Genomic DNA, 26999 nt, shown 5'->3' on the forward strand with positions numbered 1-26999 from the left:
TGCTGTACGACTCTTCCCGAGTCGACAGCCGTTGTTAGGAGAATTCCATGTCTCTCGAGGTCACTCCGGAACATCTCCCGGTCATCAGTGGGCAACTCGGTGCCGTTCAGTCCAGCGCCGTACAAACCATCGCGGCGGGTGCGCCGATCTCCGTCGCGGCGCCTCCGGGCTGCGATGTGGTGAGCGCACTGATACCGGCGGCGACCTTTGCCCATGCGGTGGCCTTCTTTCCCAGCGCGCTGGAGATGGTCGGTTGCGGCGCGGAGGCGTCGGCGGTACTTCCGGTCATCGCCGTGGACTACGTCGTCACCGATCTGTTCGGTGGCACGTCGGTCGCCGCGCAGTCGATATTTCCCGAATAAGTCGGTAATTAACCCTTAGTGCGAAAGCTGATGTCATGCTGCCATTCGATTTCTTCGCGATTGCCGCGCAGGAGATTATCGGGCAGTTGCTGATCGGGCCCGGAACCGGATCGATTCGCGCCACGGCCGAAGCGTATGCGGCGATCGCGGCGCAGTTGCACGCGGCCGCGGCCGGTACCGACGGCTCGATGACCCAGATGGGCGAGACCTGGCGCGGACCCTCGTCCGATACCGCGCAGGCGGCCTTTCGGACGAATGCGACCACGCTGCGTCAGCAGGCCGAGGTGGCCCACCAGACCTCCCTGCTGCTGAACGAGGCCGAGTTCGCGTACGACGTCGCACGTCAGGCGATGCTGGTGGTGCAGGCCGAGCTCATCGAATTCGAGGCCAGGCAGACCGCACTGGCGATAGCCGGCATGTCCGGCATTCCGACCGCACCCCTGTTGTTGGTGATGGAGACCGAGAGCATCGCGATCCTCGGCGCCGCCGTCGGCGTCATGGTCAACTACGGCGCCGTGCTCGGTCCGACGCTGGCCGCCTTTCCACCGCCCGTGGTCGGACAGCCCGTCGTCAACGGCGTGGGCGGTCCGGTGACGCCGACCATGACATCGGTCGACTACCTGACCTCCACCGGCCCGGGGAATTTCGCCACACGCTCGCTCCTGTCATCGACTTCGCTCGGGTCCTCGTCCACCTCCGGCGGCACCGTCGACAATTCGTCGGTGGGCACCCAGGAAACGCCTACCGGCACCACGGAGGCGACGGACCCCACGAACACCCCGTCGTCCCCGGCCGACACCGCGCAGTCCACGACGTCCCAGGTCGACCCGGGGAGCGCGTACAGCACCGATTCGGCCGCGAACGGGTATGACGGCGGCCCGGCGAATCATTCGGGCCTGTACGGGACTTCACGGTCCTCACCCACGCTCGCCGGTCTGAACGGCGGAGTGGGCAGCACGGTCGCGCTCGGCATGACGCGTGGCGGGCTGGGATCGCTGTCGGGGGCATCGACCGGATACCGCATGCCCGCCAACTGGAGTTCGGGAGGGGCGCGAGCCTTCGGAGCGACCGCGGCCGACGCGGCCGAGACGCCGGTGAGCCGGCCGGTCGCACCCCGCGGCGCGAGCGCGCCCGAGGCGCGGATGCGGCGTCGTCGCGACGAGAACGAAAAGTCGGTGTCGAAGGTGATCGTGCCGGGCGAACCGCAGGATGTGCCCGTGCTCGAGACGGCTCCCACCATTGGCGTCATCGAATACTCCGATGACGACAGCGGTCCGAACGAGTAACCGGCAGACGATGTCCTGCACCGAACCGAGAAAAGCTTCCGCGGTGATTCAGCCGGGGTTGACAATAAATCCGCGAAAGGAATGAAGAAATGGCAGGGGCGCTTACCCTCACCACACCCGACCATCTGATCAACGGCGTCAAGCAGTCCGCGACGTGCCACGGTGAGCTGATGGGGCACATCAGTAAACTGCAGGCGAACCAGGGCACCTGGAATCAGGCGCTGGGCGGGCAGACCGGCGCTGCTACGGACGCTGCCATCCAGTCCGCGATCAGCTCGGCCAACAAACTGGCCAATTATCTCGAGCACGGTATTATCGAGCCGCTGCGGACGGCGGGCGTCAAATTCAGTGATGCCGCGCAGCATGCGGCCGATATGGTCGGTCAGGGCACTGCGGGAGCCGACGACGGTGGTCAGTTCACCGCCGACAACACGTCGTTCTCGAAGGTGAAAACCGATTTCTGATCGCTGCGCGATCATAGTGCCGATATTCTGATTGGAAAGGATCGAAAAGATATGTCCGGAGCGCAAACCGGTGTGATCAGTGCCAATTACGGACTGGTCGAACATGCCGCCGCCGAAACGTCGGGCATCGTTGGTGGTATGAATACCACCAATGGTGATCTCGGCAAGATGTGGACGGCGCTGCAGGATGGATTCAAAGGTCAGGGTGGCGATGCCGCTCACACGATGCTGCAGAATCTGCAGAAGTTGATCAACGACTACGAGAACAGTCTGCAGAATCTGAACAAGAAGGTGCAGCAGGCGGTCGAACACATCCGCGAGACCGATCACGGCGTCAGCGCGACATTCCAACTCGGCCAGATCTGACGGTGTCGCCGGAGAATTCTGAATGCTGATGTCCGATAACGGAACGGCTGCACCGCAGTCGGCCGTGGGCCACCCGTCGAGCGAAGGAGTGAACGAGGACCCGATCGCCGTCGACCTGAACGTCGATGCCGCCCTGCTGTTGAAGCATCTGGTCGGTATCGACTCCTATCCGCCGGTCCTGGCGCTACTGCCGAATATCTTTCGGTTGGCGGACCGGGACAGGGTGCACGAGGTTGTCGCGGAGCAGCTCACCGAGGTGGGCATTCTCAACGACGGCACCGTGCACCCCATGGTCGAGCACTGGTTGCGGTGCCTGTACCGGCCGGATGTGGAGCTGGTGGCCCGGATTCTGCACATCGGGCCGGACGGCGAGCCGGGGGACATGCTGCGTCTTTCACTGGTGCGTGCCGGGGAAACCCACGTACTCGCGATCCGCTGCGATGATCACGTCGTCATCCAGCCGGTGTTCCGGCCGGACCGGCAACTCGACACGGTGAATGCTGCCCTGGCCGCCGCGCTCGGACCCGGGACGGCGCTGCGTTTCGAGCCGGTGACCGCGCCGTCCGACCAACTCGGCGAGGTGCTGTCCGAACCATCCGAGCGACGTCGCGGTCTGGTGGAACTGGGTGCGACACCGCACACCGCCGGAGTGCTCGGCAGGGTCTTCGACGAGGTGCAGCGGCGAGCGGAAGTGGTGGTGCTCGAGCACCACGACGGCAGCACCGCGGAGCCCGAGGCGTGCATGAGCGTCTTCGACACACTGTCCGGCCGGTTCGTCGTCTCGCCGAGCGTGGCGATGGACGGGCAGGTCTGGGTGAACTACGCACCAGGTGACGACGCGGCCCTGCAAGCGGGAATCAGGGCTCTCGTCGAGTTATTGCCCGGCCGTAGCTGGTTCGACACCAGCAGAACCGGCTGAGGTCTTCCCGCTGGGTTCTTCGAGAGGATGAGGGAAATGAACGGAGCACCGAGTACGAACGGTCATTCGACCGAGTCCGTCCGGACTCGGGGCGGATACGACGCCTTCTTCGCGCCGATCGCCGAGCAGGCGGAACCGGGCGCCGGAGGGGGAGCGAGCGCCTCGATGTCGGGCGCCGCGTCGACCGGTGTGGCACCGCATCTCCCGGCCGGCCGGCCCGAGGTACCTACCCCGCCGCGCACCGCCGATCAGCGCGCGCGTGTCGAAGGCTCCGGTTCGGTGACGTCCACCCCCGCGCAGGGGACCAGCGCGCCCTCGTTCCCTGCCGCGACGGTCGACGCCGAATACAACCAGACCTGGTCGAGGCAGGAACCGGCTGCCGCGACAACGTCGGACACACCCGCGAGTTATGCTGCGGCCACACCGCAATTCGACGCCGCCGCCGACAATGCCGCCGCCTCTTGGCAATCCGCTGACACCGCCGAAACCACAAGGCCCACAGGGCAGCCCGCCGCACCTCTGCCCGCGACCCGCGTGCCCGATCGCACCAGGCACGACACCGGCGCCCGCGTCGAGGTGATGCCCGCCGCGCTGACCTCGGCCGACCTGCTGGCCGACATCGCCGCCGCCCGCCGCGCCCAGTTGAAGTCGCAGAGCGGCATGCGCGGCGCGTTGAACAAGGTCGGCTTCAATCTGGGGCTGTCCCCGGCCGAGCAGCGCACCGAGGATCGGCGCGGCCGCATCCGTCGCCAGCTGACCTCCACCTATCAGATCGCGGTGGTCAGTGTGAAGGGAGGCGTGGGCCGGACCACGGTCACCGCCGCGCTCGGCTCCACGTTCGCCAGTCTGCGGCCGGACCGTGTGGTCGCCATCGACGCGAATCCGGATTTCGGGGATCTGCCCACTCGCACCAGCCCGCACCCGTACGGCCTGACCCTGCGTGACCTGGCGCGGGCGGGGAATCTGGACGCCTTTTCCGCGGTGCACTCGTTCACCTCGATCAACGAGGCCGATCTGGCGGTGATCGCGTCGCCGTGGAACACCGAAGCCACCGAGGCGCTGTCGGGACGCGAGTACTCTTCGGCCGTCGAGGTACTGCGCCGGCACTACAACCTGCTGGTCGTCGACTGCGGCACGGGCGTGCTGGACTCGGTCACCAATACGGTGCTGCGCACCAGTGACGCGATCGTGGTGGTCACCCCCGCGACAGTGGGTGGGGTGAAGGGCGCGGTAGCGACCCTCAACTGGCTGAATTCACAAGGCATGCATCATCTGATCGCCAAATCGATCATCGCGATCGCGCACCACCAGGCAGCTAGACCGACCGTCGAGGTCGACCACATCGAGAAGCTGTTCGCCTCCGCTCAGCGGCCGACGCGCGTGCTGCCCTACGACGCCCATCTGGGGGAGGGCGGCGAAATCGATCTGCGGCTGCTCGACGACGACACCGCGCTGGCGTTCGAGGAGTTGGCGGCCGGGCTGGCCGACGGCTTCCCCGGGTATCCGGCTGCCTCGGGTGATCGCGGAGGGTGGCGATGAGCACGGCCTACGCCCCGGCGCCGACCACGGCGCAGCCGTCGGCGGAGGTCGCCAGGGCACGTATCGCGATCATGGTGGCCACGTACCAGGTCGACGTGGTGGTGCCCACCAAGTTCACGATCGAGACCTATATCGATGACCTGCTGGCGGTGCTGGCACGCTCGATCGACGACGAGACGGTCGATTTCACCCCGCCGGCCGGGCAGTGGAGCCTGGCCCGCCCCGGTGAGCCGCCGATGCCGCGCTGGCGCAGCCTCGCCGATCACGACATCGTCGACGGCGCGGTGCTGATGTTGTCGGTCGTCGAATCGGCCGAAATGTTCACGCCGGTGGTCGAGGACATCACCGATGCGCTGGCGCAGATCAACGAACGCGAATTCGCCGAATTCGACGCCGCGACCACCAGGATCGTCGGGTTGGCCGCGCTGGGCGCCGGTTCGGTCGCGACGGCGGCGATGCTGTCGCTGTCCTGGGCGCGCTCGGGTTCCCTGGCGTGGTGCGGACTACCGGCGCTGCTGTTGGGCGCGGTCTGCTGGGCGGCGGCGCTGCTGGCGGGGCGGCGCAACGCCGCGCCCGCGTTGTGCCTGGGACTGTCGCTGGCGGCGCTGCCGCTGCTGTTCGCCGGTGGTGCGATGCTGGTGCCGTCGGCGTACGGGCAGGTCGGCGGATTCGCCGCGGCCAACGTCGCGGCGGGGTCGGTCGTCGCCGCGGTCGCGGCCGCCACCATGTTGCGACTCACGCGCCAGGGCATCGCGACCTTGATGGCGGTGACGGTGATCGGTGTGATGGTCACCATTCTCGCGTTGCCGCTGGCCTATCTCGACGTGTCGGTGGGGCAGATGGCCGGAGGCGCCGTCTTCGCCGGGCTGGTGGGGCTGACCATGGCCCCGCGCCTGGCCGTGGTGGCCGCCCGCATCCGACCGCCCGACCTGCCGGATCCCGGAAACGAGGTCGCTCCGGCCACCCTGGCCGACATCTTCGACGCCGAGTCGGCCCGCGAACTGGATCCGGACCACGATCCGGCCGACGATCCCGAACTCCGGTACCAGCACAGCGAATCCGGCATCGAGAGCCGAGCCCGGTTGGCGGTCACCAGCCTGCGCGGTTTGATCGCCGCGATGTCGATCGTGCTGGCCGTCGCTTGCGTGCTGTCGGCCGAAGCGAGCCCGGGAGGTATCCGGGAGATCGTCATGAGCGCGGCCGTCGCCGGGATCCTCGTGCTGCGGGTCCGGTGGTATCCGGATCGGGCGCAGGCTCTTTCGCTGCTCACCGCGGCGGTCGTCACGGTGGCGGGCGTGGGTCTGGTGCTGGTCGATACGTACGGCAGCGCCCCGGCCCGGCTTCTGGTCGCGGTCCTGGTCACACTCGCGGCCTGCGCGGGATGCGTTGCAGCGCTGAAACTTCCGGGCAAACGGTTGTCGCCGGTCACCCGTCGGATCATCGATCTGATCGAATATGCGATGGTCCTGGTCATTCCCGTGCTGGCCTTCTGGATCATGGGCATCTACACGGCGATGCGGGCGATCTGATGAAGCTCGCTCTGCCCGCGGTCGCCCTGACCGCGCTGGTGCTGGCCTGTGGTGCGGCGCCCGCCGCGGCACTGGACCCACCGCAGGTGGTGGTCGGGCCGACGCCCGCCGACGGTCCGCCCGGACCGGAGATCCCGATGAAACAGGACAAGGGCTGCGTGGCGGCCGGTGTCCTGCGCGACAGCGACCTGTCGCAGGTGCCACCGCCGGAACAAGCGCTGAACCTGCGAAGTGCGCGGGCGTTGAGCCGTGGTTCCGGGGTGACCGTGGCGGTCGTGGACACCGGGGTATCACCGAGCCCGCGGCTGCGGAATCTGACCGGTGGCGGCGACTACGTCGTGGCGGGCGGGAACGGCTTGTCCGACTGTGATGCGCACGGCACGCTGATCGCCGGAATCATCGGTGGTGCAGCGGATTCCGGGGACGGCTTCACCGGTGTCGCGCCCGATGCCCGGCTCATCTCGATCAGGTACCACTCGGGCGCGTTCCAGACCGATATGCCTGGGACATCCGATCAGAACGTGCGTGATGCCCTCGACATCCGAACCCTGGCCCGCGCCATCACCCACGCCGCGAATCTGGGAGCCGGGGTCATTTCGGTATCCCTCCCGATCTGTCTGGCCGCCGACGCCCGCGTCGATCAGTCGGTGCTCTCGGCCGCGGTCGCCTACGCGGTGCACATTCGAGGCTCGCTCATCGTGGCCGGGGCCGGAAACACCGGTAGTTCGGGCTGCGAACAGAACCCCGCCATCGATCCGGGTCGGCCTGTCGACTCCCGGAACTGGCGGGACGTCAAGACGATATCGGCGCCGGGCTGGTTCGCCCCCGACGTACTGACCGTCGGATTCACCACCGCGAACGGTGTGCCGATGGATGATTCCCTGACCGGGCCGTGGGTTTCGGTTGCCGCGCCCGGCACCGGAATCGAGTCCCTGGGCCCGGGCGGCGGTGGCCTGATCAACGGTGTCGGCGAACCCGGCAAACTGGTGCCGGTCGGCGGTGCGTCCTTCGCCGCGGCATATGTCAGCGGTGTCGCGGCATTGCTGCGGTCGCGGTTTCCGAACGAGACGCCAGGCGAGATCGCCTCGCGGCTGACGGCTTCGGCACACGCACCGGCGCGCGGCATCGACAATTCGGTCGGGGCCGGTGTGATCGATCCGCTGGCCGCGCTGAGCTATCGCACGCCGCCGAAGCCACCCACCGGGCTGTTCCGCTGGTCGGCGCTGACCATGCCCGCGCCCGCGCGCCCCCGGGACTACCGGCCGGCCGTGACTGCGTCGATCGTCGTGCTGGTGGCGGTCCTGCTGGGTGTGGGCGCGAGTTATGCCAACTCCGTGGTCGGGAGACGGCGGTGAGTATCGGAATCGGCAGTCTCGAACGAGGTCCGGTCGCCACGGTGGTGATCGGAAGCAGCTTCGTGGTGGTCGGGGCGTGGTCCCGCCTTCCCTGGTGGGTCGGCCCCGCAGTGGTGACCGCACTGCTGGCGACCGTGGTCGTCCGGGTGAACGGGCGCACCACGGCCCGGTGGTTGCTCGACTGGGCCGGGTACCGATCCGGTCGCGCGGCCCGCGCCCACAGCCGCGCCGATCTGCTGTCGGTGCAGGATGTGACGGTCGCCGCTGGTGTCTGCGGTATCCACGATGCGGGCTCGACGCTCGTCGCCATGATCCAGCTGGCGCCCAATCTGGATCTGCCCACAGTGATCAGCGAGAACTCCCTGTACACCGAGGACACCGTGCCGGTCGACGCGCTGCTGCCGATGCTGGACCAGTACGGCATAGAGATCGATATCGATATCGTGACCACCGCACAGCGGGTCAGGTCGGCCAGCAGCTACAGCATGCTGTACGACCAGTTGATCGGTCCGCATCCGGTGGTGGGAAATCGGCACACCTGGCTGGTGATCCGGTTGGATCAGGAACGCAACCTCGACGCGCTGATGCGGCGCGGGCCCTGCGAGGTGTCGGCGCCGAAGGCGTTGGCCACCGCCGCACACCGGATCGCCGCGCGACTGCGCGAACGCGGGACCGCGGCCCACGCTCTGCCGGCGGACGCCATGCGCGAGGCGACCAGATTGCTGCATGCGGGAGTCGAGTTGACGGACCTGCGCGAAAAATGGGGGCATCTGGAGTCTTCGGTGCCGGGCCGGTTCGTATCCAGTTTCCTGATCGACTGGTCCAGGCTCGACGGCGCCGGTCTCGACGACTGCTGGACCTGGAACCGGGGCCGGACGACGCTGGTGGTGAGTCTGGCCGGTGGCGCTCTCGGATCGCGCGGTCTGGTGCGGTACATCGGGCCCGCGCTGACTGTCTCGCCGCCGGGTTATCTGCGCCCGCTGGGCGGTCGCCAGTCCGATGCTCTCCTGGCGACGCTCCCGACCGGCACCTCGACCCGTGACGTGCCGAGCGACGATTCGCGCAACGACCTGGCCTCCGATGAGTTGCTCGCCGAACTGCCCATCGCCATCGGCCCCAACGGTCAGATTCTCGGCGCCATCAGCGGACAGCCGCGGCACACCCTGGCGCTGCCACTGTTCGATCCGGTGCGTTACAACCCGCAGCGGCGCACCATCGACGTACATGCGGATCTGCCTGTGGCACAACAGATCGTGCTGCGGGCGATGGTGGTCGGGGCAGATGTCGAGGTGCATTCGGCTCGTCCGCAGCGATGGTCGCAGCTGGTGTCGGTGGTCGGGGACCCCGCATCGCTACGATTGGCGGCGGAGCCCGACGGCGACGCGGACCCCGATCCCGCCGTCTCGCCCGCGACGATCGCTGTGTTCGACCAGATGCCCCCGCGGGTCTCGGCAGCGCACACGACCGTCACCATCAGTGAGCCCGGCGATCCGCGTCGGCGGTCGGCCGACCTGTCGATCGATCAGGTCAGCGCGACCTCGGTCGATGTCAGCATCCCGATGCGCACCGTGCGGGTGGAACTGATCGAACCGCGCGGCGAGACCCGGTATTTCGAAGCTTCTCCCGCCGCATCCGCGGCAGCAGAACCGGGCACCGGGCTCGAGGTATCCACAAACGGTTCCGCAACCCGATAACTCTCGAGTGCGGTGAATGGAGGCGACGGTAATGTCTATCAATGTGGTAATGGATTCTCAGGTGGACGGCGGAGATTTGCCGGATCAGGACAGCGACGAAGCGCTGACTCCGCGGCAAGCCGCAGCGGTAATTTTCTCCGGCCGATTGTCGGATTTGATTGCCGAATCCGTCGTGTCGACCGAGGACGGAACGACCAGGTCGTTGACGCTGTACGCACTGGCACAGCATTTGGAGCTGGCCTATCCGGATGTGCCGGTTTCGCAGTCCGGCCTGTACCGGCTTATGCACGGCGAGGCGATTCCCCGGCTCGATCTGATTATCGCCCTGGCGCGGGTGTTCGATGTCCCGCCCGAATTCTTCGTCACCGGAGGTAAGGAAGGCTGACCGCACCGGTGAGTCATTCCCGTCAGCGGGAATAGCGGTCCGCCCGCGAGACGGGTCGGCGCGGATACCATCCGAGAATGTCCGACTCGGACCCGGGAGATATCTTCATTCGCCACCGCGGCGCGGTTCTGGAAGCTTTGCTCTCCGACCCCGCGCTGGGGCACTCCACCGGCCCCGCAGCAGGCGCTTCGTCGCCCGCGAGTCCGGCAGTCGGTGTGCCGCCGGCGACTGCCGGTGAGAGTGCCGCTGGTCCGGTTGGCGGCGGGGTCGAGCCCGACGTCACGGCGCCGAGTCCGCGCCGGAGCGGGGGTGCGCCCAGGGCCAGTGATCGGATCATGGCGCTGCTGAACGGCGAATCTCCGGGCAGTTCGCCGGATCTGGAATATGCCTCGGACCTTGGTCGGATGGCTGCGAACAGGTCGAGCGCGCCACCGGAGGCGGCGGAAAGACCAACGACGCCGACCGCGACCGAGAGCAGTCGAACCCCATCGACATCGGCGTCTGCTTCCCAGGGATCCTCGGCCGCGGGGCTCGGCCGGGATCTGATTGTCCAGCTGCGCAAGCCCAAGGTCGCGCTCACCGTGGCCGCGGTGCTGGCGGTGTTGCTGGTCATCCTGCTCATCACCACGGGCGGTAACGACAAGAAACAGAGTCAGCTGGCGGTCATCACCCCGGTGGCGGCGGCGCCGCCGACCTCGTCGGCGAAACCGACGGCGACCGAGGCCGCGTCCGCTCCGATCCCGGTGAAGACGGCGAAGGCGCACTGCCCGTCGGGCAGTACCGATGCGATGGACGCCTTCGGCGGTGAGACGGGCAAAGCCTGGTCGTGTGTGCGGGCCTACAAGGTCGACGGGCAGGTCCTGACCATCGACCTCGGCAAGACCTACGAGGTGGACTCGATCGGCATCGATCCCGGCTGGGACGGCGTCGGCGCCGACGGCGCGGATCAATGGACCAAATACCGCACGGTCAGCCGCGTCTCGTATCAATTCAACGATTCCAACCTGACCACCTACACCCAGCAGACTCTCGACGAGCGCAGCCTCGTGGTCACGAAGCTCTCACCGCCGGTTCGAGCGTCGAAGGTCACGCTGACGATCCTGGAGTCGAAGGGTGACCCCTCGACCAACACCACCGCCATCTCCTCGATTGTGATCACCGGAAATTGAGTATTTCGCACCTGGTCTGCCAATACTGTTCGCACCACAACGCCGGTGCGGATTCGCGCTGTGCGCACTGCGGTGCACCGCTGTCCGGCGCGCGGGTGGCCGAGGCCGGGCATTCGATGCTGACCGAAGCGGGTCGGGATGCTTCGGCCGTCGAGCATGCGGTCGTGGGTACCGCGAAAGCCGTGGCCGACACCGGGGCAACCGCGGAGGCGGCGACGGTCGCGAGCGGCCTGCAACGCTTGCTCGGCACGCTGCTGCCGAAGGTGACCTGGCAGGTCGCCGCGGTGGCGCTCGCGCTGATGGGGATTCTCGCCACTGTGCTCATCAGGTCGTGCTCGGGTGGCCTGCCGTCGATGCCCGCGATGGACCCGCTGGACACGCTGCCCCAATCGGTGCGGTCGGCCGCATCGTGCCCGCAATCCGCCGGCGGCAACTGTGTCATCGCCGGCACCGATCTACTCCTGTCGGGAGGTCTCACCAGCGGGCGAGCCCTGCCGTTGTCCGTGCAGGTCGACAGCCCCGATCAGGTGGCAGACACCGTGCGCCGCTGGCGTGCGGCCGAGCCCACGGTCCTGGTCGACGGCCCGGTTTTCGTCGCGATCGGCCCGTCGACCACCGCGTGGTACGCCGATCTCCGTACCGGGTTGCACATCGAAACGGGCACCTTCGCCGGCCGGGACGCTGCTCGGACCTTCCTGGTGCGGGCCGGGCTGATTCGGTGATGCGGCCCGGGTTACGCAAATCCCGTTCCCACTTCTGGGGATATATCCGCGAAGTGTTATGGCACACTACTTTATGTACCGTTAGATAGCGGCATATAAGCCGCGACGACGAGTCTCGTAACCGAGGGAAGGCCCGGTCCGATGGCGGCAATCACCCAGCAGACGATTCCACTGAAGCGGTTCCGTGACGCTCCGACCGATCTGGAGGCGGTGTACTTCCGTTGGATTCAGCGCGGCGCCGCGGCACCGACGATCACCGATCGCGCGGAGCGGATCTTCCGCACTCATCTCGAACTCGCGGTGGTGCGCAGGCCGGGCCTCGTGATCACCCGTGTCTACCGGCCCGACGACGGCAGCGGGCTCGGGCCTGCGATCCAGGTCGTCAACGACGACATGCCGTTGCTGGTCGATACGGTGACCTCGGCGCTGCGCCAGCTGGGCGTCGCGGTCGCCGAGGTCGTTCACCCCGTATTCGACGTTGCCCGGGACACCGTGGGCAGGCTGCAGGCGGTGGTGCCGCGCGAGTCGGCCGGACAGCTCGGACGGCCCGGGGGGAGCGGCCGGGTGGCCGCGGAGTCCTGGATCCACGTACAGCTGGACCCCTCGGTCGACCCCGAACTGCTCGATCGCGTCGAGCGCGTGCTCACACCGCTGCTGGACGAACTGCGGCGGGTGAACGACGACTCCACCCGCATGGTGAGCACCATGCGCGCGCTGGCCGACCGGCTGGATCGGATGGTGCGCGTGGCCGGCGACACCGAGATCGACGAGAGCTCGCGGCTGTTGCGCTGGCTGGCCGACGGTCACTTCACGGTGATGGGCTACGGCTACTACCCGGTTGCCCGGACCGATCCGGCGACCGATGCCGAGTTCGGCCAGGCGACCGGAACCGGGCTCGGGGTTCTGCGCAACGGCCTCGGTGTGCTCGGCACCGGTTCGGTCGGTCCGGCCGCCGGCGGTCCGGTGCTGCAGCTGGCCAACGGTTCCATCGAATCGGTGCTGCCGGGCGCGGCGGACCTCTGCTTCGTCAGTGTTGCGGACCCGGGTCGGGAGAATCCGGTCGCCGAGGTGCCGGAGACGATGCCGGGTCAGCACATGTTCGTCGGCACCTTCACCGTGACCGGATCGCATGAGGACATCCTCGACATCCCGGTGATCTCGCAACGGATCCACCAGGTCATCGAGTGGGCCGGGCTGGACCTGAACTCCTTCTCGGGGCAGGCGATGCTCGAGGTGCTGCAGACCTTCCCCCGCGTGGAGCTGTTCTCCACCGAGGCGCGGCGGCTGTTCGAAACCGTGTCCTCGGTGATGAATCTGGGGTTGCGCCGCCAGGTGCGGCTGTTCCTGCGCCCGGACAACCGCAGCAGGGCCGTCTACTGCCTTGTCTACCTGCCGCGAGACCGGTATTCCACCGAGGTCCGACTGGCCATGCAGGATGTGCTGGCGGCCGAATTCGCCAGCACGCAGATCACCTATTCGGCGCGCGTCACCGAATCGGACTTGGCCGTAGCGTATTTCACGGTGCACCGGGACCAAGCGATCGATCCGGTCGACCTCTCCGAAGCCAACCGCGACCGGATCCAGGAACTCCTGTTCGAGACCACGCGCACCTGGTCCGACCGCCTGGTCGCCGCGGCCGCGAGCGCTCCGGCGATCACCACGGCCGTCGCTCAGCGGTATGCGGATGCGTTCCCGACGAGCTACCAGCAGGAATACCAACCCGATCGGGCACTCGCCGATCTGCGGCGACTGGCGGCTCTGGCCGATGGCGGGGTCGAGTCGAATCTGTACCGCGACCCCGAATCGCCTTCGGGAGACTGGCGTTTCACGCTGTTCGTCGCCGGCGCCGAGGTCTCGTTGAGCCGGGTGCTGCCGCTGCTGCACAGCCTGGGCATGGAAGTGGTCGACGAACGGCCGTACCGGATCGAACTGCCCGGCAAGGCCGCTCGATGGATCTACGATTTCGGGTTGCGCGTGCCGTCGGTGCTGTTGCGCGGCACGGTCGATCAGGACCTGGAATCCGAACTCGCCCGGTCCTCGATGCTCGATACGCACCCGGAAAATGGTGTGCGGCAACGTTTCTCCGATGCGGTCGCCGCGATGTGGCTCGGTCGCGCGGAGGTGGACGGCCTCAACGAACTCATCCTGCGGGCCGGACTGCACTGGCGTCAGGTCGCCGTGCTGCGCGCCTACGCGAAATACCTGCAGCAGGCCGGTTTCGCTTACACCCTGGGCAATATCACCCGAGTCCTGTCCACACATCCCGCGGCTGCGCGGTGGTTCACCGAGTTGTTCGACGCCTACTTCGACCCCGACGGCGTCCCCGCGGTGGCGTCCGCGCGCGCGGCGGCGGTATCCGGGCGGCTGCAAGCCGACATCGATGCCGTGGTCAGCCTGGACACCGACCGGATCCTGCGGGCGTTCCTCGGACTGATCACGGCGACTCTGCGCACCAACTACTACCGTCGCGACGACGCCGGGGAGCCCCGGGGACATCTGTCGTTCAAGCTGGACCCGCATGCGATCGCCGAGCTGCCCAGGCCCAGGCCGCAATTCGAGATCTTCGTGTACTCGCCGCGGGTGGAGGGCGTACACCTGCGGTTCGGTGCGGTGGCGCGCGGGGGCCTTCGGTGGTCCGATCGCCTGGAGGACTTCCGGACCGAGATCCTGGGACTGGTCAAGGCGCAGGCGGTCAAGAATTCCGTGATCGTGCCGGTGGGCGCCAAGGGCGGATTCGTGGTCAAGCATCCCCCGGCGGCCACCGGTGACGCGGCGGCGGATCGGCAGGCGATGCAGGCCGAGGGCGTGGCCTGCTACCGGACATTCATCTCCGGCCTGCTGGACGTGACCGACAACGTGGATCGCGTGTCGCGTGCGGTGGTGCCGCCCGAGCGGGTGATACGCCGCGACGGCGACGACACGTATCTCGTCGTGGCCGCCGACAAGGGCACCGCGAGCTTCTCCGATATCGCCAACGAGGTCGCGCTGGCGTACGGCTTCTGGCTCGGTGACGCATTCGCCTCGGGCGGGTCCGTGGGCTACGACCACAAGGCGATGGGGATCACCGCCAAGGGTGCCTGGGAGAGTGTGAAGCGGCACTTCGCCGAGCTGGACATCGATACGCAGGCACAGGATTTCACCGCGGTCGGTGTCGGAGACATGTCGGGTGACGTGTTCGGCAACGGGATGCTGCTGTCGCGGCACATTCGACTGGTCGCAGCCTTCGATCACCGGCACATCTTCCTGGATCCGAATCCGGATGCGTCGAGTTCGTTCGCCGAGCGGGCGCGGATGTTCGCGTTGCCGCGGTCGTCGTGGGCCGATTACGACACCGCGCTGATCAGCGCGGGCGGCGGCGTCTACGATCGGTCGGCCAAGGCCATCCCGATCACGCCGCAGGTGCATGCCGCTCTCGATCTCGCCCCGGGGGTGACCGCGCTGCCGCCGGCGGAGGTCATCAAGGCGATCCTGCTCGCCCAGGTCGATCTGCTGTGGAACGGCGGAATCGGCACCTATGTGAAGGCGTCGACCGAATCCCACGGCGATGTGGGTGACAAGACCAACGATTCGGTGCGCGTCGATGCGAATCGCCTGCGGGCCAGGGTGATCGGCGAGGGCGGCAACCTGGGCCTGACCTCGCTGGGACGCATCGAATTCTGCCGCAACGGCGGTAAGTGCAACACCGACGCGCTGGACAATTCCGCGGGCGTGGACTGCTCGGACCACGAGGTCAACATCAAGGTCCTGCTGGACGGCGTGGTGACCAGTGGGGAGCTGCCCGCGGCCGACCGCAATCCGTTGCTGGCCTCGATGACCGACGAGGTCTCCGAACTGGTTCTGCGGGACAATATCTCGCAGAACTTCTGCATGGGCCTGGCCCGGGGCGATGCGCGCTCGATGCTGGAGGTGCATCGCAGGCTGATCGCCGATCTCGAGGCCCGGCACGGCCTGGACCGGGCGCTCGAGGCATTGCCCTCGGATGCCGAACTCAGCGAGCGGGCAGCGCTCGGCGAAGGGCTCAGCTCGCCGGAGATCGCGAATCTGCTTGCGCACGTGAAGCTCTCGATCAAGCAGGAGCTGTTGGCCGGTGATCTGCCGGACAGTGCGGCGTTCGCCGCCCGGCTCCCCGGCTATTTCCCGGAGGCGTTGAGCGAACGCTTCGGCGCCGCGATCCGCAGGCATCCGCTGCGCCGGGAGATCATCGCCACGACGGTGGTCAACGAGATGATCGACTACGGCGGTATCACTTTCGCCTTCCGGCTGGCCGAGGAGGCCGGAGCCGACGCCGCGGACGCGGTGCGCGCGTTCACCGCGGCGGTGGAGATCTTCGATCTGCATTCGCTGTGGGAGCGCATCCGCACCATGCCGATGCCGGCGGCGGTCCGCGACGAACTGGAACTGGAGACCGAGCGCACCCTCGATCGCGCCTGCCGCTGGCTGCTGGCCAATCGACCGCAGCCGATCGCGATCGGCGCCGATATCGCGCGGTATCGGGAGGGCGTGCGGACACTGTCGGTGCCCGCCTGGCAGCCCGGTCCGCTCGCGGCCGATCTGTTGCGGCGCTCGCGCGGACCGATCGATCGCGGCGCACCGCGCGACCTGGCCGAGGAGGTGTACCTGCTGATCCACCGGTTCTCGCTGCTGGATGTACTCGACATCGCCGATATCACCCAGCGTGACGCGCAGGAGGTCGTGGCGCTCTACTTCGCCCTGGACGACCGTTTCGAGATCCAGCGCCTGCTCACCGAGGTCGCCGGTCTGGACCGCGGCGACCGCTGGCGCACACTGGCCCGGTTGGCCGTGCGCGACGATCTGTACGGTTCACTGCGCTCGCTCACGATCGACGTCCTGACCATCACCGAGCCCGCCGAGAGCGCCACGGAGAAGATCGCCTACTGGGAGTCCACCAACCGCCCGCGGCTGTCCCGCGCTCGATCGGCCCTGACGGACATCTTCGCCAGTGACAGCAAGGATCTCGCGACCCTGTCGGTCGCCGCCCGGCAGTTCCGTGGCCTGGTCGGCACCGGTGAGGCAGGCTCGACGATGATCGGCTGACGTCGAGTCCGGGACCGGGCCGCTTCCTTCGGGGAGCGGCCCGGTCGGTGCACCGGACGGCCTGGGCGGCAGCGATAGTGCGGTCGGCCGCAGTGCAGTGGAGGCGCGCGTCAGCGCCCGGTGGCCACGCCGCAGGAGCTGCAGAATTTGGCTGCTGCGGCCAGTTCGTGTCCGCAGGCCGTACAGTGTTGCGGCTCAGCGGATTTCAGGTTCTCGCCGCAGTTCGCGCAGAATCGCCCGCCCGCCGGGTTGGGGGTCTGGCAGGTCGGGCAGATGGGCATGGCAGGGGACTGGGCCGGTGCGGGAGCCGGGGGTGCGGTGGTGTGCTGCGCAATCGCGTTGAGGCCCAGGGCCGCACCCAGGAATCCGCCGCCACCGCCCGCGCCCTGAGCCAGTCCGTGGCCCGCGTCCAACGCCAATTCGCCTGCCGCGTAACGCTGGAAGTCGCCGGTGAGGCGGATGTAGGTCTTGTCCTTGGCCAGGCGTTTGAGCCGATCGGCGTCCTCGGGCGCCAGGGTGATGTCGAAGTTGCCCATTCGCGGTATGCGCAGACCGTATTCGTAGAGGGTGGTGTTGGTCTGGCGCAGTACCGCCGATTCGATGGCGTGCAGGTGCGCGGGCAGCCCCAGAACCGGCCATTCCTGACCGGAGATCCCCTGTGTGATGGTCACTTTCATGGATTTCAGGAGTAGTTCCGAACACCAGTTCCGCACCGCCGCGGGATCGGCGAGATCGGTCGTTCCGGACAGTGAGGTGATCAGCTGCGCGGGTTCGCGCACCGACAGCGCGAATTCGCCGAAGGCCCGCAACGTCACCACCTGCTCACTGGCCGGGTCGACGATATCGGCCAGTCGCCCACCGAATTTGACGCCCGGAAACTCCCGAGTGGAGACGAAGTACAACTCGGCGCGATAGAAGTTGCCGCCGGTGACCGAGTCGACCAGCGCGCCCAGCACCGGCAGCTCGTCGGCGTCGACCCGGTGCCGTCCGGGGCCCATCGTGGCGACCACCTGGCCGGATTTGACGAACAACGCCATCTCGTCGGCGTTGACCACCGCCCGGGAGTAGCGGCGGATACTCACATCCGGCCATTTGTAGACCAACTGGCTCTTGCGGGCCTCGGGGACGGCGATGAACTCCCTGTCGAACCACGCCACGGCACTACTCCCTCAGTGAATCAGCTTGTACGACGCGCGAAAATAGTTCGCACACCGAGGATTACGGCCGGAACGACCGGAATCAGCAACAGCCACAACCAACTTCCCGACAGCACACTCATCCCGACCGCACCCAGGACCACGATCACCGACAGCACGGCGACCGGAGCCAACGGGCGGGCGGGCGGTTCGGTCGAGGGTCTGGGCGCCTGGCCCGGCAGATTCGCGAGCAGGCCGGCCAGCTCGGCCTTGCTGGTGGCGGCCGTGGCGCGCGTGGTGAGTTCCTCGAACTCGACCGGGCTCAGCCGACCGACGCTCAGATGATGGGCGAGTTCATGCAGTGCGCGCTCACGATCAGCTGTGCTGAGTCGGGCGTACGGCATGTCATCCACACAGAGCAGAATAAGTCGGCGAACCGGGGCGGCTCGTCGGTCCGAATTACCACCAGCGGGAAGTCTCGCGCCGCGGCGGTGCCTCTAGAGTGCGGCTTCGAATGCGCCGGCGACGACGGAACGGACCAGCTCCATCGTTCCCGCACCGGATTCGCGGCGCACCGAGGTCATGTCGACCTCGGGCAGGCCGCAGGCCACCGCCCACTGCCACGGCTCCAGGTCGCCGTCGACGTTGACCGCGAAACCGTGGCTGGTGACGCCGCGGCTCTGGCGCATGCCGATGGAGACGATCTTGCGGCCCGTCGCACTGGTCCACACTCCGGTCAGCAGTTCCGCGCCGGGCGGGGTGTCGCGGCGTTCGGCCTGGACGCCGAGCCGGCCCAGCGCGTCGATGAGACGGAACTCCACCTCGCGGATGTAGTCCACCACCCCCTCGCCCGCGCCCAGCTTCACGATCAGGTAGCCGACGAGCTGGCCGGGCCCGTGATAGGTCAACTGCCCGCCGCGCGTGGTCTCCACCACCGGAATGTGATGTGCCGGATCGGGCAGATGGTCGTGCGGAGTGCGCCGCCCGACCGTGTACACCTGCGGATGGCTCAGCAGCCACAGGGTGTCCGGCCGCTCGTCCCGCTGCCGCTGCTCGACCATCTCCGCCATCCGCGCCATGGCCTTGTCGTACTCGACGAGATCATCCTGAACGAGCGTCAACGGCCTGGACTTCATGGGGGCGAGTTTAATCGCCCCCATGTCGGGGGTGCTCACGCAGCGGCCAGTTGCAGGATGAGCGTGACGGCGACGGGGAGCAGGTACAGCACCGGGTACGGGGTGGTCTTGTACGAGCGCGCCCGCAGTGTGGTCGCCACGGCGCCCAGGAAGTACAGGATCAGCCCGATGGCCGCGGCGATGCCGAGGGCGGGCAGGAAGATCCCGACGATCAGGCCGAGCGCACCCGCCCCCTTGGCGAGAGCGAGCCAGTTCCACCAGGATTGCGGCACCCCGTAGTCCACCAGCGAGTCGACCACGAACGCCTTCCGCGCGAACAGCGAGTAGCTGGAGAACCCGACCCACAGAGCCGTGATGACAGCGACGACGTAATAGGCGATGGTCATTGGAATTCGTCTCCTTCCACGGGGTTCGAACCGTGTATGCCGGGTAGACGAGACAGGAATCCCAAGTGTGACAGGGGCACCTGAGTTCCGCCGACCTCGGAGAACACCAGCTCCAGGGCCGCGGCCCGGGTCGATTCTGGACTGAGTGGAGCGCCAGGAGCGAAGCGGGGGAGCGGAGGGAGGGAAGAATCGGCCCCAAGGGGGCCGCGGCCCCGCCGGAGCGAAGCGGAGGCAGAAGACACAGTGACAACCAGTGCTGAGGTTCTGATCGATGGGTACGAGCGGGTGCGGGAGGTCGTGCACGAGGCGGTGGACGGGCTCGGGGCGGCGGCGCTGAGTTTCCGGGTCGACCCGGGCGCCAATTCCATCGCCTGGCTCGTCTGGCATCTGACCCGTGTGCAGGACGATCATGTCGCCGATGTGGCCGGGCTCGAGCAGGTCTGGACCGCGCAGAGCTGGTTCGACCGGTTCGCCTTGCCCATCGACCCGCGGGAGACGGGATACGGCGATTCCGCGGAGGATGTGGCGGCGATTCAGGCATCGGCCGAACTGCTCACCGGCTACTACGACGCGGTCCACGAGCAGACGTTGCGCTATGTGCGTGAGCTGACCGACGCGGATCTGTCCCGGGTGGTGGACACCCGATGGGATCCGCCGGTCACTCTCGGTGTGCGGCTGGTCAGCGTGATCTCCGACGATCTGCAACACGCCGGACAGGCCGCCTACCTGCGCGGGGTCATTGTGCGGACGAGTTAGGCAGCGCCTCGCGGGGGATGCCGAATCCGTTGGCGGAGGACGGGTTCGGCACCTTCTGCAGGAGTTCGGGGCCGTGCAGCCGCAATGCCGCGTCACCGCCGTCGTACGCCTGCTCCACGGCCGTGGGTTCCGGGGCTGGGTCGTCCTCCTCGGATTCGCGTTCGGCCGCCTGCGCCTGGCTGGTCTGCCCGCGATGCCTGCGCGTGTACACCCAGCTGCACAGGACCGCCAGGAAGATGATCGCGACGCCGATCAGCCCCGTGGTGACCTCGTCGATGGCGTGTCCGGTGGACCACAGCAGGATCACCGCCAGCGCGCCGATGGCCCAGTGGGCGCCGTGTTCGAGGTAGACGTAATCCGCCAGGCTGCCTTTGCGCACCAGGTAGACGGTGATCGAGCGGACGAACATCGCGCCGATGAGCCCCAGCCCGAGCGCGATGATGATCGGGTCCGCGGTGATGGCGAACGCGCCGATCACGCCGTCGAAGGAGAACGACGCGTCCAGCACCTCCAGGTACAGGAAGCCGAAGAAGGCCGCCCGCCCGGTGGCGACCACGGCCCGGGACGGACCGGTGTGTTCGGTGTCGAACTGCGCGCCCAGGCCGTCGACCAGCAGATAGGTCACGATGCCCAGGACACCGGCGACCATCACCACACTCGCCTCGCCGTCGGGCACCACCACGCCCGCGACCGCCACCAGGACGATCAGGGAGAACACCACGGGGAACATCGCGAACCGGCCCAGCTGGGCCAGTGGGCGTTCGACCCAGGTCAGCCAGGTGATCTCGCGCTTGGTACAGACGAAGTTGAGGAACAGCATCAGCAGGAACATCCCGCCGAAGGTGGCGATCTTGGGATTGGCCTGGTTCAAGAGGGTTTCGTAGCTGGGCGTCCCGTCGGGGAAGTAGTGCGCGCCGCCCGCGGGCGGGTGCAGCGCCAGATTCAGCGCCTGGATCGGATCGAGGTGCGCCCCGATCGCGACCACGACGAGCGGGAACAGCAATCGCATCCCGAAGACCGCGATCACCACGCCGACGGTCAGGAACATGCGTTGCCAGAACACGCTCATCCGTTGCAGCACACCGGCATTCACCACTGCGTTGTCGAACGAGAGGGATACCTCGAGTACGCCGAGCACCGCCGCGGCCACGAGAGCCTGCGGCCCACCGTAGATCAGCGCTGTAACGAGCGCTGCGATAGCGACGATGAACGACGGAGCGAACACTCGCAAAAACATGACGACGCGCCTTTCGTCAGCCCTGGCCTGAGCCCGCGGCGTGCTCATTCGATGGATCACGGCACCTGTGCGGCGATCGTTACCCTGACCACGATTGTGACAGTTCTTGCGCGGGTACGACAATCGGTGTGCCTGCCGAATTTGATCTCCGCAGGTGCAACGGGTGCGAAACGCCTGCCTGGCGGGGGTGTCGAAGATCGTCCGGAATGTCCGGATCTGCCGGGCCGGAGAGGAAATTCACGCCGCGAGGGCCTCAGGCGGGCGCGATCAGCTCCGCCAGATGACGCGGCGCAGGCGATCCGTGCGCGAGCATCCGGTCGTGCCAGTCCCGCACGCCGGCGCCCGCCGGACGCGCCGCCGCGATCGCGGAGACCTCCGTGTAGCCGACGAAGTAGGTCGACAGCTGAGCCGCGCTCAACTGCGCGCGCCGCCATTTGCCCGCCGCCTCGCCCTCCTCCTGGAATCCACGCCGCCGCATCAGATCCATCGCCTCGTCCTCGGACATGTCCGCGCAGTGCACGCCCTGATCCAGGATGGCGTTGATGGTCATCCGCAGATGGGATTTGAGTCGTTGCAGCCGCACCGGCAGGCCGCCGAATCCCCGCTCCGACATCAACTGTTCGGCGTAGACGGCCCACCCCTCGATGAAAGTGCCGCTGGCGCAGAGTCCGCGCGCGGCGGTGGATCCGCGGAACCGGCGGGCGTGGGCCAGTTGCAGATAGTGGCCCGGCATCGCCTCGTGCACGGTGAGATTGCGCATCATGTGGTCGTTGTATTCGCGATAGAACGAGGCGGCCCGCTCGGCGGTCCAGTCCCGCGGGGTCGGCGAGATGGCGAAAAATGTGGGCGCGCCGTCGGTTTCGAGCGCACCGGGGGAGTCGCAGTAGGCCACGGCCACCCCGCGAGCGAATTCCGGCATCTCCTGCACGACCAGCGGATCGTCGATCAGTGTGACCAGATCCTGTGCGGCGGTGAAGGTTCGGGCCTCCTGGAGAGCGGTGGTCGCGGTGGCCAGCACGGTCTCGTCGGTGGGATGCTCGGCGGCCAGGCGATCCAGCGCCGCGCGCACGGTCTCGTCGGTGGGATTCCCGACGCCCAGGAGTTCGCCTGCCGCGCTGCGGATCTCGTCCAGGACGTGGTCCAGGTGCCGATGTGCCCGATCGAGTACCTGCGCGGCGCTCAGTTCGGTGTCCAGGGTGTGCCACAGCGTGGCCTCCCAGAGCCGGCGGCCCAGGCGCGGGTCGCGCTCGCAGCGGTCGAGCCGTTCGGTGAGCCAGCCGGTGAATTCGGTGAGGGCGGCCGTGGCCGCGTCGGCGGCCGCGGTGATTCGCGCGCCCGGCACCTGCTCGGCCAGGGCGGGGGTCTGTTCGCGGATCAGCGCGGACACCCCCGCGAACTGCGCGATCGCGGTCTCGACGTGGATTCTCGGGCAGTCCCGCAGCACGGCGCGGGCGGTGGCCAGGGCGTCGGGCAGGGCGGCCAGGCGTGCGGTGAGCAGTTCCAGACGCTGTTCGGGCGGTGCGAAGGGCCGTGCCAGCAATCCGTGCAACAACGGTCCCGGATTGTGCGCCAGGGGATTCCACTCGTGTTCGCGCAATTCCCCGAGGGTGAAGATCCGCCGGTCCACCTCCTGCTGCAGCAGCGCGTGATCGACCCGGTCCGATGCGCCGAGATCCTCGGCGTCCACCTCGGCGAGGATGTGCGAAGCCTCGCGTAACAGGGCCGTCTGCGCCCGAACCGCCTCCGGCGACAGATCCGGCAGGCGGTCGTCGGCCCGGTGGTCCCCGACGTACAGGGCGGTCACCGGATCGGCTCGGAGTATCGCGTCGATGATCCGCCCGGCCCGCGTTACGAAGCTCTCGGTCATGCGGTCACGCTACCGGCACGCTCCGCCGATGGCGCGCGCGCCGCGGTGCGGGCAGCCTTGCGGCGCCGGTGATTCAGTACCAGTGATGGGCCTGCCAGAACGCCCACGCGCCGTCGGGGCTGCCGTATCGCTCGCACATGTAGGTGTAGGCCCAACGGATCTGGGTCGCGGGATTGACCTGCCAGTCCGCGCCGAACGGGGCCATCTTCTGCGGCGGCAGCGCCTGTCCCAGGCCGTATGCCCCCGACTTCGGGTTGATCGCGAAGACGTTCCACGAACTCTCGTTGGTGATGACGTTGTCGAAGGAGGGAAACTCGTTGGCCGGCACGATCATCCGGGCCAGTGTGCGCGGTGCGAAACCCATCACCGGCATCACCAGGCTCAGGCCCATACCCGTGAGATTCGGTCCGAGGGTCGAGGATCCGGCCCCGGAAGACCCCGCTGCGGAGGATCCGGCTGCGGAGGATCCCGCCGCCGAGGACCCAGCCGACGCCGATCCGGAGGCCCGGCTCGTCCGGGGCGCGGTGTCATCGCACAGGGCACGGCATTCCGCGCGCGCCGGAGGCGCTTGCCAGAGTGTCGCGAGACCGATCGAAACGGCTGCGGCGCAGAGCAGTTCGGTGATGATCCGGCTGTGACGAGACGTTCCCTGCTTCGACATGTCGGAGCCCTCCACATCGACCTGCTGTGCTGACACGGGCGGGTTACGAAAGGAGCATGCTCAGCAAAGCACGAGTTCAGGACATATGCGGCAAGGTTGTCGCACCGTATCCACACCGTTACGAGATCGTTCGGGAAGATACGGCGTGTTCCGTGCGCACCGCGCGTGGGATGTGTGGCGCGGGTGTGGATGTGTGAGTCAGGATAGGTAGCGGGCGAGTTGCGGCATGGCCTCGCGCGGATGGTCCGCGGTGATGCCCTGGGCGATCTCGGTGTACTGCCAGCCGTCCTGCGTGCGCAGCAGGATGCCCATGATCATGCCGGTGTGCGGCCCGCGCAACATCGTCTGCCAGGTGATCTGGCTGCCGGACCGGCGGTCCAGCAGGCGGCAGAAGCCGTTCTGGATCTTGTCGAATGTCTGTCCGGTGTAACAGGTTACGAGCAGTGCGACGCCGTTGATCCGGCTCGACAGCCGGTCCAGGTCCAGGGTGATCGTCTCGTCGTCGCCGGGGCCTTCGCCGGTGAGATTGTCGCCGTGCAGGCGCACCGCGCCGTCGCTGGAGTTCAGCCGGTCGTGGTAGACCGCCTCCACCAGCTGGTCGCCGCTGAACAGCAATGCGGCCGCGTTCAGGTCGATATCGCTCTGTCGCGGGCCGAACAGCCGCCACTTCGGCGCATCCCAGCCCAGTCCCATCGCGATATTGTCCAGCGGTGCGCCGTCCGTGGCGCGCAACGGGATCGGCACGACCCGCCCCTTCCGTGCGGAACTCCCCGCAGTCGAACCAATGATGCTGTCCCACTGTAGGTGCCGGCCGCCGGCACGGCCACGGCGGCGAGGTCTCGCATCGAGCGTGGTCGCGAAATGCATTCCTGGAGATGTAAGTATCGTCACTCCGAGAGACGGGGCGATGGGGCGTGCGCGGATCGGTGACGCCATCGGACGGGCCGATCCGGCGGCGAGGCGCCGCGCCGAGACCCGCTGCGGTTCGGCCGATCCGCGCCGGCTACCCGCTGGTCACCTCGGATGATCGGGATGCTCCCCCGACGCTATCCGTAGCGAATTCCCAGGTGCGAGAGCATGATAGCTTCGGGCGCTCGCCGTCCGTTGTTGGGCTGGTGTTTCTGCTGCGGCAATTTCGGTAGTGCAGAGCGCGACATAAATCTATCGTGATGTAATTCGCGGGTGAACCGGCGGCTCGACGGGCCTTCCGGCGCATTCGAAGTAGGTACCGTGGGAGTGATGTACGCCGGATGACAGCGATCGAACCTCTGCAGCAGGCCGCCCCTTTCGTGGGGCGTCGCACGGAGATCGAGCGGATCGCCGCGCTGGTCGACCGGGTCGTGACCGCTCGGGGCGGCGCTTTCGTGCTGATCGAGGGCGAACCCGGAATCGGGAAGACCTCGCTGCTGCACAGCGCCGTCGGCATGGCCGCGACGGCGGGGATGCGGGTTCTGCTCGGTGCGGCGACCGAGGCGGACCAGTCGATTCCCGGTGCGGCCATCGGTTCGTGCGTGGCACTGGGCGATCGGAGCGGTAGCACGGACGGGTATCGACTGGGGTCGCTGTTCGAGGACGCCGACCCGCGACGTCCGGTCTCCGAGCTCGCCGCCACCGCCGCCATCTCGGATCTGCTGAGTCAGTGGTGCGCGGACGGGCCGGTGGCGGTGCTGGTGGACGACATCCACTGGGCCGACGCGGCGAGTCTGTCGGTGTTGCGCTGGCTCGGCGTCGCGGTGGACACGATGCCGCTGCTGGTCGTGGTGGCCATGCGTCCCTACCCGCTGGGGCCGGGCCTGCCGCGCCTGCTCTCGGAGTTCGACGCGGTGGGTGCGCGGCGAATGTCATTGGGGCCGTTGGCCGATGCGGACGTCACCCGGCTGGTCGAACAGTCCCTCGGCACGCCGCCCGGACCGCAACTGGACGCCCTGATCGCGGGCGCCGCCGGAAATCCGCTGTACCTCACCGATCTGCTGCACAGTCAGACCTCGGTCGAGCCCGGGGCCGGGCTCTCGGACGCATTGGCGGTGACGATCGCGCGCCGGCTGGACTTCCTGCCCGAATCGGCCCGGCACACCCTGGAGGTGGCCGCCGCGCTGACCCCGCGTATCGATCCGGTGAAACTGGCGGAGATCCTGGGGATTTCGCTGATCGATGTGTGGAACGAGATCCGCACCGCGGTCGAGGCGCGCGTGCTGGTGCACGACGGTGACGAGTTGGTCTTCCGGCACGATCTGATTCGCCGGGTCCTCGCCGAGCAGGTGTCCCCGTCGATCCGGGCGACGTTGCGCCGGCACGTCGAGGTGGCCGGGCTGCACCTGATGCGGATCGCCGAGCCCGCCACGGGCGCGGGCGAGACGACGAGACCAGCGACTCCGCCGATGGCCGCGGTGGATCGGGTGGCCGAACTGATCTCGGGCACGGTGGCCGCCGCAGCCGCGGAATCGCTGGTGGAGAGCCTGTCGGCGCCCAGTGACCCGACCACGGTCCGGTTGTTCCGCGGACTCGCCGACGGCGATGTGGACGTGGTCGCCGAGACCGTGGCGGAATTCGCGCGCTCGGAGCGTCCCCGGTTCGCCGCACTGGCGGGGGAGAACCTGGCGGAGATGCTGGTCCGCAACGGCCGCACGGCGGAGGCCCGCACCGCGCTGGAGACCGCGGTGCGACGTTACGAGGAGCTCGGCGCGGTACCGGAGACCGCGCGGGTGCAGGCCCGGCTGCGCGAACTGGGTGTGCGGCGTGGTGTGCGGGGTCCGCGGGGTCCGCGCGGGCGGCCCAAGACCGGATGGGATGCGCTGACCGTGACCGAGGAGAAGGTCGCGGTGCAGGTGGCGCAGGGATGCTCCAATGCCGAGATCGCCGAGAAGATGTTCCTGTCCCGGCGAACCGTGCAGACGCACGTGTCGAACATCCTGTCCAAACTCGGCCTGCGTTCGCGCGTTCAGGTGGCGGTGGCGTACGCGCAGCGTCGGTGAGGT

At 67.9% G+C, this 26999-nt stretch carries 23 protein-coding genes; 15 read left to right on the top strand and 8 right to left on the bottom strand.

The features are described from left to right. The first annotated feature begins 47 nt into the window (after positions 1 to 47). The 13 genes from K7711_RS40240 to K7711_RS40300 all read left to right on the top strand — a co-directional run bounded on the left by K7711_RS40240 (position 48) and on the right by K7711_RS40300 (position 16845). Positions 48 to 362 carry a PE domain-containing protein gene (locus K7711_RS40240; protein ID WP_222976996.1) on the top strand — a complete coding sequence of 105 codons (315 nt, stop codon included), beginning with the start codon at positions 48 to 50 and terminating at the stop codon, positions 360 to 362. Positions 363 to 397: 35 nt separating this feature from the next. After that, a complete protein-coding gene (locus K7711_RS40245) occupies positions 398 to 1648 on the top strand; it encodes a PPE domain-containing protein (RefSeq protein WP_222976999.1) in 1251 nt (416 codons plus the stop codon). A gap of 89 nt (positions 1649 to 1737) precedes the next feature. Further along, complete coding sequence (locus K7711_RS40250; RefSeq protein ID WP_222977001.1) at positions 1738 to 2112, top strand: hypothetical protein; 375 nt, start codon at positions 1738 to 1740, stop codon at positions 2110 to 2112. 51 nt (positions 2113 to 2163) lie between these two features. Next, complete coding sequence (locus tag K7711_RS40255) at positions 2164 to 2478, top strand: WXG100 family type VII secretion target (protein ID WP_222977010.1); 315 nt, start codon at positions 2164 to 2166, stop codon at positions 2476 to 2478. Positions 2479 to 2506: 28 nt separating this feature from the next. After that, positions 2507 to 3397: an ESX secretion-associated protein EspG gene (locus K7711_RS40260; protein WP_222977012.1), complete on the top strand. Its 891-nt coding sequence runs from the start codon at positions 2507 to 2509 to the stop codon at positions 3395 to 3397. 36 nt (positions 3398 to 3433) lie between these two features. Then, a complete protein-coding gene (locus K7711_RS48110; RefSeq protein ID WP_235748527.1) occupies positions 3434 to 4936 on the top strand; it encodes a MinD/ParA family ATP-binding protein in 1503 nt (500 codons plus the stop codon). Then, positions 4933 to 6465, top strand: coding sequence for a type VII secretion integral membrane protein EccD (eccD, locus tag K7711_RS40270; protein ID WP_222977026.1), 1533 nt, complete (start codon positions 4933 to 4935; stop codon positions 6463 to 6465). The genes K7711_RS48110 and eccD overlap by 4 nt, the downstream gene beginning before the upstream one ends. Then, complete coding sequence (gene mycP / locus K7711_RS40275; RefSeq protein ID WP_222977028.1) at positions 6465 to 7820, top strand: type VII secretion-associated serine protease mycosin; 1356 nt, start codon at positions 6465 to 6467, stop codon at positions 7818 to 7820. The genes eccD and mycP overlap by 1 nt, the downstream gene beginning before the upstream one ends. Further along, positions 7817 to 9514, top strand: coding sequence for a type VII secretion protein EccE (gene eccE / locus K7711_RS40280; protein WP_308015169.1), 1698 nt, complete (start codon positions 7817 to 7819; stop codon positions 9512 to 9514). The genes mycP and eccE overlap by 4 nt, the downstream gene beginning before the upstream one ends. A 16-nt stretch (positions 9515 to 9530) precedes the next feature. Next, the gene (locus tag K7711_RS40285) at positions 9531 to 9899 is read left to right on the top strand and encodes a helix-turn-helix domain-containing protein (protein ID WP_235748528.1); all 369 of its coding nucleotides are present in this window, start codon (positions 9531 to 9533) and stop codon (positions 9897 to 9899) included. 77 nt (positions 9900 to 9976) lie between these two features. After that, the gene (locus tag K7711_RS40290; protein ID WP_222977030.1) at positions 9977 to 11068 is read left to right on the top strand and encodes a discoidin domain-containing protein; all 1092 of its coding nucleotides are present in this window, start codon (positions 9977 to 9979) and stop codon (positions 11066 to 11068) included. Next, entirely contained in the window at positions 11065 to 11790 is a 726-nt protein-coding gene (locus K7711_RS40295; protein ID WP_222977031.1) for a hypothetical protein, read from the top strand. Before K7711_RS40290 ends, K7711_RS40295 begins: the two co-directional genes overlap by 4 nt. 141 nt (positions 11791 to 11931) lie before the next feature. Beyond that, on the top strand, positions 11932 to 16845 hold the full coding sequence (locus tag K7711_RS40300) for an NAD-glutamate dehydrogenase (protein WP_222977039.1): 4914 nt from the start codon (positions 11932 to 11934) through the stop codon (positions 16843 to 16845). A 110-nt stretch (positions 16846 to 16955) separates the two neighbouring features. Here the strand turns inward: K7711_RS40300 and K7711_RS40305 are convergent, their stop codons facing one another. The 4 genes from K7711_RS40305 to K7711_RS40320 all read right to left on the bottom strand — a co-directional run bounded on the left by K7711_RS40305 (position 16956) and on the right by K7711_RS40320 (position 19503). Continuing rightward, positions 16956 to 18002, bottom strand: coding sequence for an SPFH domain-containing protein (locus tag K7711_RS40305; RefSeq protein ID WP_222977041.1), 1047 nt, complete (start codon positions 18000 to 18002; stop codon positions 16956 to 16958). 20 nt (positions 18003 to 18022) lie between these two features. Then, on the bottom strand, positions 18023 to 18385 hold the full coding sequence (locus tag K7711_RS40310; RefSeq protein WP_235748556.1) for a DUF1707 SHOCT-like domain-containing protein: 363 nt from the start codon (positions 18383 to 18385) through the stop codon (positions 18023 to 18025). A gap of 93 nt (positions 18386 to 18478) precedes the next feature. After that, positions 18479 to 19117: a lipoyl(octanoyl) transferase LipB gene (gene lipB, locus K7711_RS40315; RefSeq protein WP_235748529.1), complete on the bottom strand. Its 639-nt coding sequence runs from the start codon at positions 19115 to 19117 to the stop codon at positions 18479 to 18481. Positions 19118 to 19152: 35 nt separating this feature from the next. Then, positions 19153 to 19503 (bottom strand): DoxX family protein, encoded by a 351-nt coding sequence (locus K7711_RS40320; protein WP_222977045.1) that lies wholly within the window; start codon positions 19501 to 19503, stop codon positions 19153 to 19155. A gap of 243 nt (positions 19504 to 19746) precedes the next feature. On the opposite strand from K7711_RS40320, the gene K7711_RS40325 reads away from it, so the two are divergent. Beyond that, positions 19747 to 20259: a mycothiol transferase gene (locus K7711_RS40325; RefSeq protein WP_222977047.1), complete on the top strand. Its 513-nt coding sequence runs from the start codon at positions 19747 to 19749 to the stop codon at positions 20257 to 20259. Here K7711_RS40325 and K7711_RS40330 read toward each other — a convergent pair. The 4 genes from K7711_RS40330 to K7711_RS40345 form a co-directional block, all read right to left on the bottom strand. Further along, positions 20240 to 21496, bottom strand: coding sequence for a DUF475 domain-containing protein (locus K7711_RS40330; RefSeq protein ID WP_222977049.1), 1257 nt, complete (start codon positions 21494 to 21496; stop codon positions 20240 to 20242). The two genes, K7711_RS40325 and K7711_RS40330, sit on opposite strands and share 20 nt — an antisense overlap. Before the next feature lie 253 nt (positions 21497 to 21749). After that, positions 21750 to 23363: a DUF885 domain-containing protein gene (locus K7711_RS40335; RefSeq protein ID WP_222977051.1), complete on the bottom strand. Its 1614-nt coding sequence runs from the start codon at positions 23361 to 23363 to the stop codon at positions 21750 to 21752. 73 nt (positions 23364 to 23436) lie between these two features. Next, positions 23437 to 23754 (bottom strand): aggregation-promoting factor C-terminal-like domain-containing protein, encoded by a 318-nt coding sequence (locus K7711_RS40340; RefSeq protein ID WP_222977053.1) that lies wholly within the window; start codon positions 23752 to 23754, stop codon positions 23437 to 23439. A 468-nt stretch (positions 23755 to 24222) separates the two neighbouring features. After that, positions 24223 to 24768 carry a TerD family protein gene (locus K7711_RS40345; protein WP_222977055.1) on the bottom strand — a complete coding sequence of 182 codons (546 nt, stop codon included), beginning with the start codon at positions 24766 to 24768 and terminating at the stop codon, positions 24223 to 24225. Between the two features lie 506 nt (positions 24769 to 25274). Between K7711_RS40345 and K7711_RS40350 the strand changes: the two genes are divergently transcribed. Continuing rightward, complete coding sequence (locus tag K7711_RS40350; protein ID WP_222977062.1) at positions 25275 to 26996, top strand: helix-turn-helix transcriptional regulator; 1722 nt, start codon at positions 25275 to 25277, stop codon at positions 26994 to 26996. The last annotated feature ends 3 nt before the right edge of the window (positions 26997 to 26999 follow it).

This window comes from Nocardia coffeae (assembly GCF_019890715.1).
Classification (GTDB): domain Bacteria; phylum Actinomycetota; class Actinomycetes; order Mycobacteriales; family Mycobacteriaceae; genus Nocardia; species Nocardia jiangxiensis.

What these genes read in the sequence shown, in the direction of transcription:
- K7711_RS40310 (WP_235748556.1), bottom strand. Translation starts at nt 18,385, where the DNA reads ATGCCGTACGCCCGACTCAGCACAGCTGATCGTGAGCGCGCACTGCAT.
- K7711_RS40340 (WP_222977053.1), bottom strand. Translation starts at nt 23,754, where the DNA reads ATGGGCCTGAGCCTGGTGATGCCGGTGATGGGTTTCGCACCGCGCACA.
- lipB (WP_235748529.1), bottom strand. Translation starts at nt 19,117, where the DNA reads ATGAAGTCCAGGCCGTTGACGCTCGTTCAGGATGATCTCGTCGAGTAC.
- K7711_RS40245 (WP_222976999.1), top strand. Translation starts at nt 398, where the DNA reads ATGCTGCCATTCGATTTCTTCGCGATTGCCGCGCAGGAGATTATCGGG.
- eccD (WP_222977026.1), top strand. Translation starts at nt 4,933, where the DNA reads ATGAGCACGGCCTACGCCCCGGCGCCGACCACGGCGCAGCCGTCGGCG.
- K7711_RS40320 (WP_222977045.1), bottom strand. Translation starts at nt 19,503, where the DNA reads ATGACCATCGCCTATTACGTCGTCGCTGTCATCACGGCTCTGTGGGTC.
- K7711_RS40335 (WP_222977051.1), bottom strand. Translation starts at nt 23,363, where the DNA reads ATGACCGAGAGCTTCGTAACGCGGGCCGGGCGGATCATCGACGCGATA.
- K7711_RS40300 (WP_222977039.1), top strand. Translation starts at nt 11,932, where the DNA reads ATGGCGGCAATCACCCAGCAGACGATTCCACTGAAGCGGTTCCGTGAC.
- K7711_RS48110 (WP_235748527.1), top strand. Translation starts at nt 3,434, where the DNA reads ATGAACGGAGCACCGAGTACGAACGGTCATTCGACCGAGTCCGTCCGG.
- K7711_RS40240 (WP_222976996.1), top strand. Translation starts at nt 48, where the DNA reads ATGTCTCTCGAGGTCACTCCGGAACATCTCCCGGTCATCAGTGGGCAA.
- mycP (WP_222977028.1), top strand. Translation starts at nt 6,465, where the DNA reads ATGAAGCTCGCTCTGCCCGCGGTCGCCCTGACCGCGCTGGTGCTGGCC.
- K7711_RS40250 (WP_222977001.1), top strand. Translation starts at nt 1,738, where the DNA reads ATGGCAGGGGCGCTTACCCTCACCACACCCGACCATCTGATCAACGGC.
- K7711_RS40285 (WP_235748528.1), top strand. Translation starts at nt 9,531, where the DNA reads ATGGAGGCGACGGTAATGTCTATCAATGTGGTAATGGATTCTCAGGTG.
- K7711_RS40350 (WP_222977062.1), top strand. Translation starts at nt 25,275, where the DNA reads ATGACAGCGATCGAACCTCTGCAGCAGGCCGCCCCTTTCGTGGGGCGT.
- K7711_RS40260 (WP_222977012.1), top strand. Translation starts at nt 2,507, where the DNA reads ATGTCCGATAACGGAACGGCTGCACCGCAGTCGGCCGTGGGCCACCCG.
- K7711_RS40290 (WP_222977030.1), top strand. Translation starts at nt 9,977, where the DNA reads ATGTCCGACTCGGACCCGGGAGATATCTTCATTCGCCACCGCGGCGCG.
- K7711_RS40330 (WP_222977049.1), bottom strand. Translation starts at nt 21,496, where the DNA reads ATGTTTTTGCGAGTGTTCGCTCCGTCGTTCATCGTCGCTATCGCAGCG.
- K7711_RS40255 (WP_222977010.1), top strand. Translation starts at nt 2,164, where the DNA reads ATGTCCGGAGCGCAAACCGGTGTGATCAGTGCCAATTACGGACTGGTC.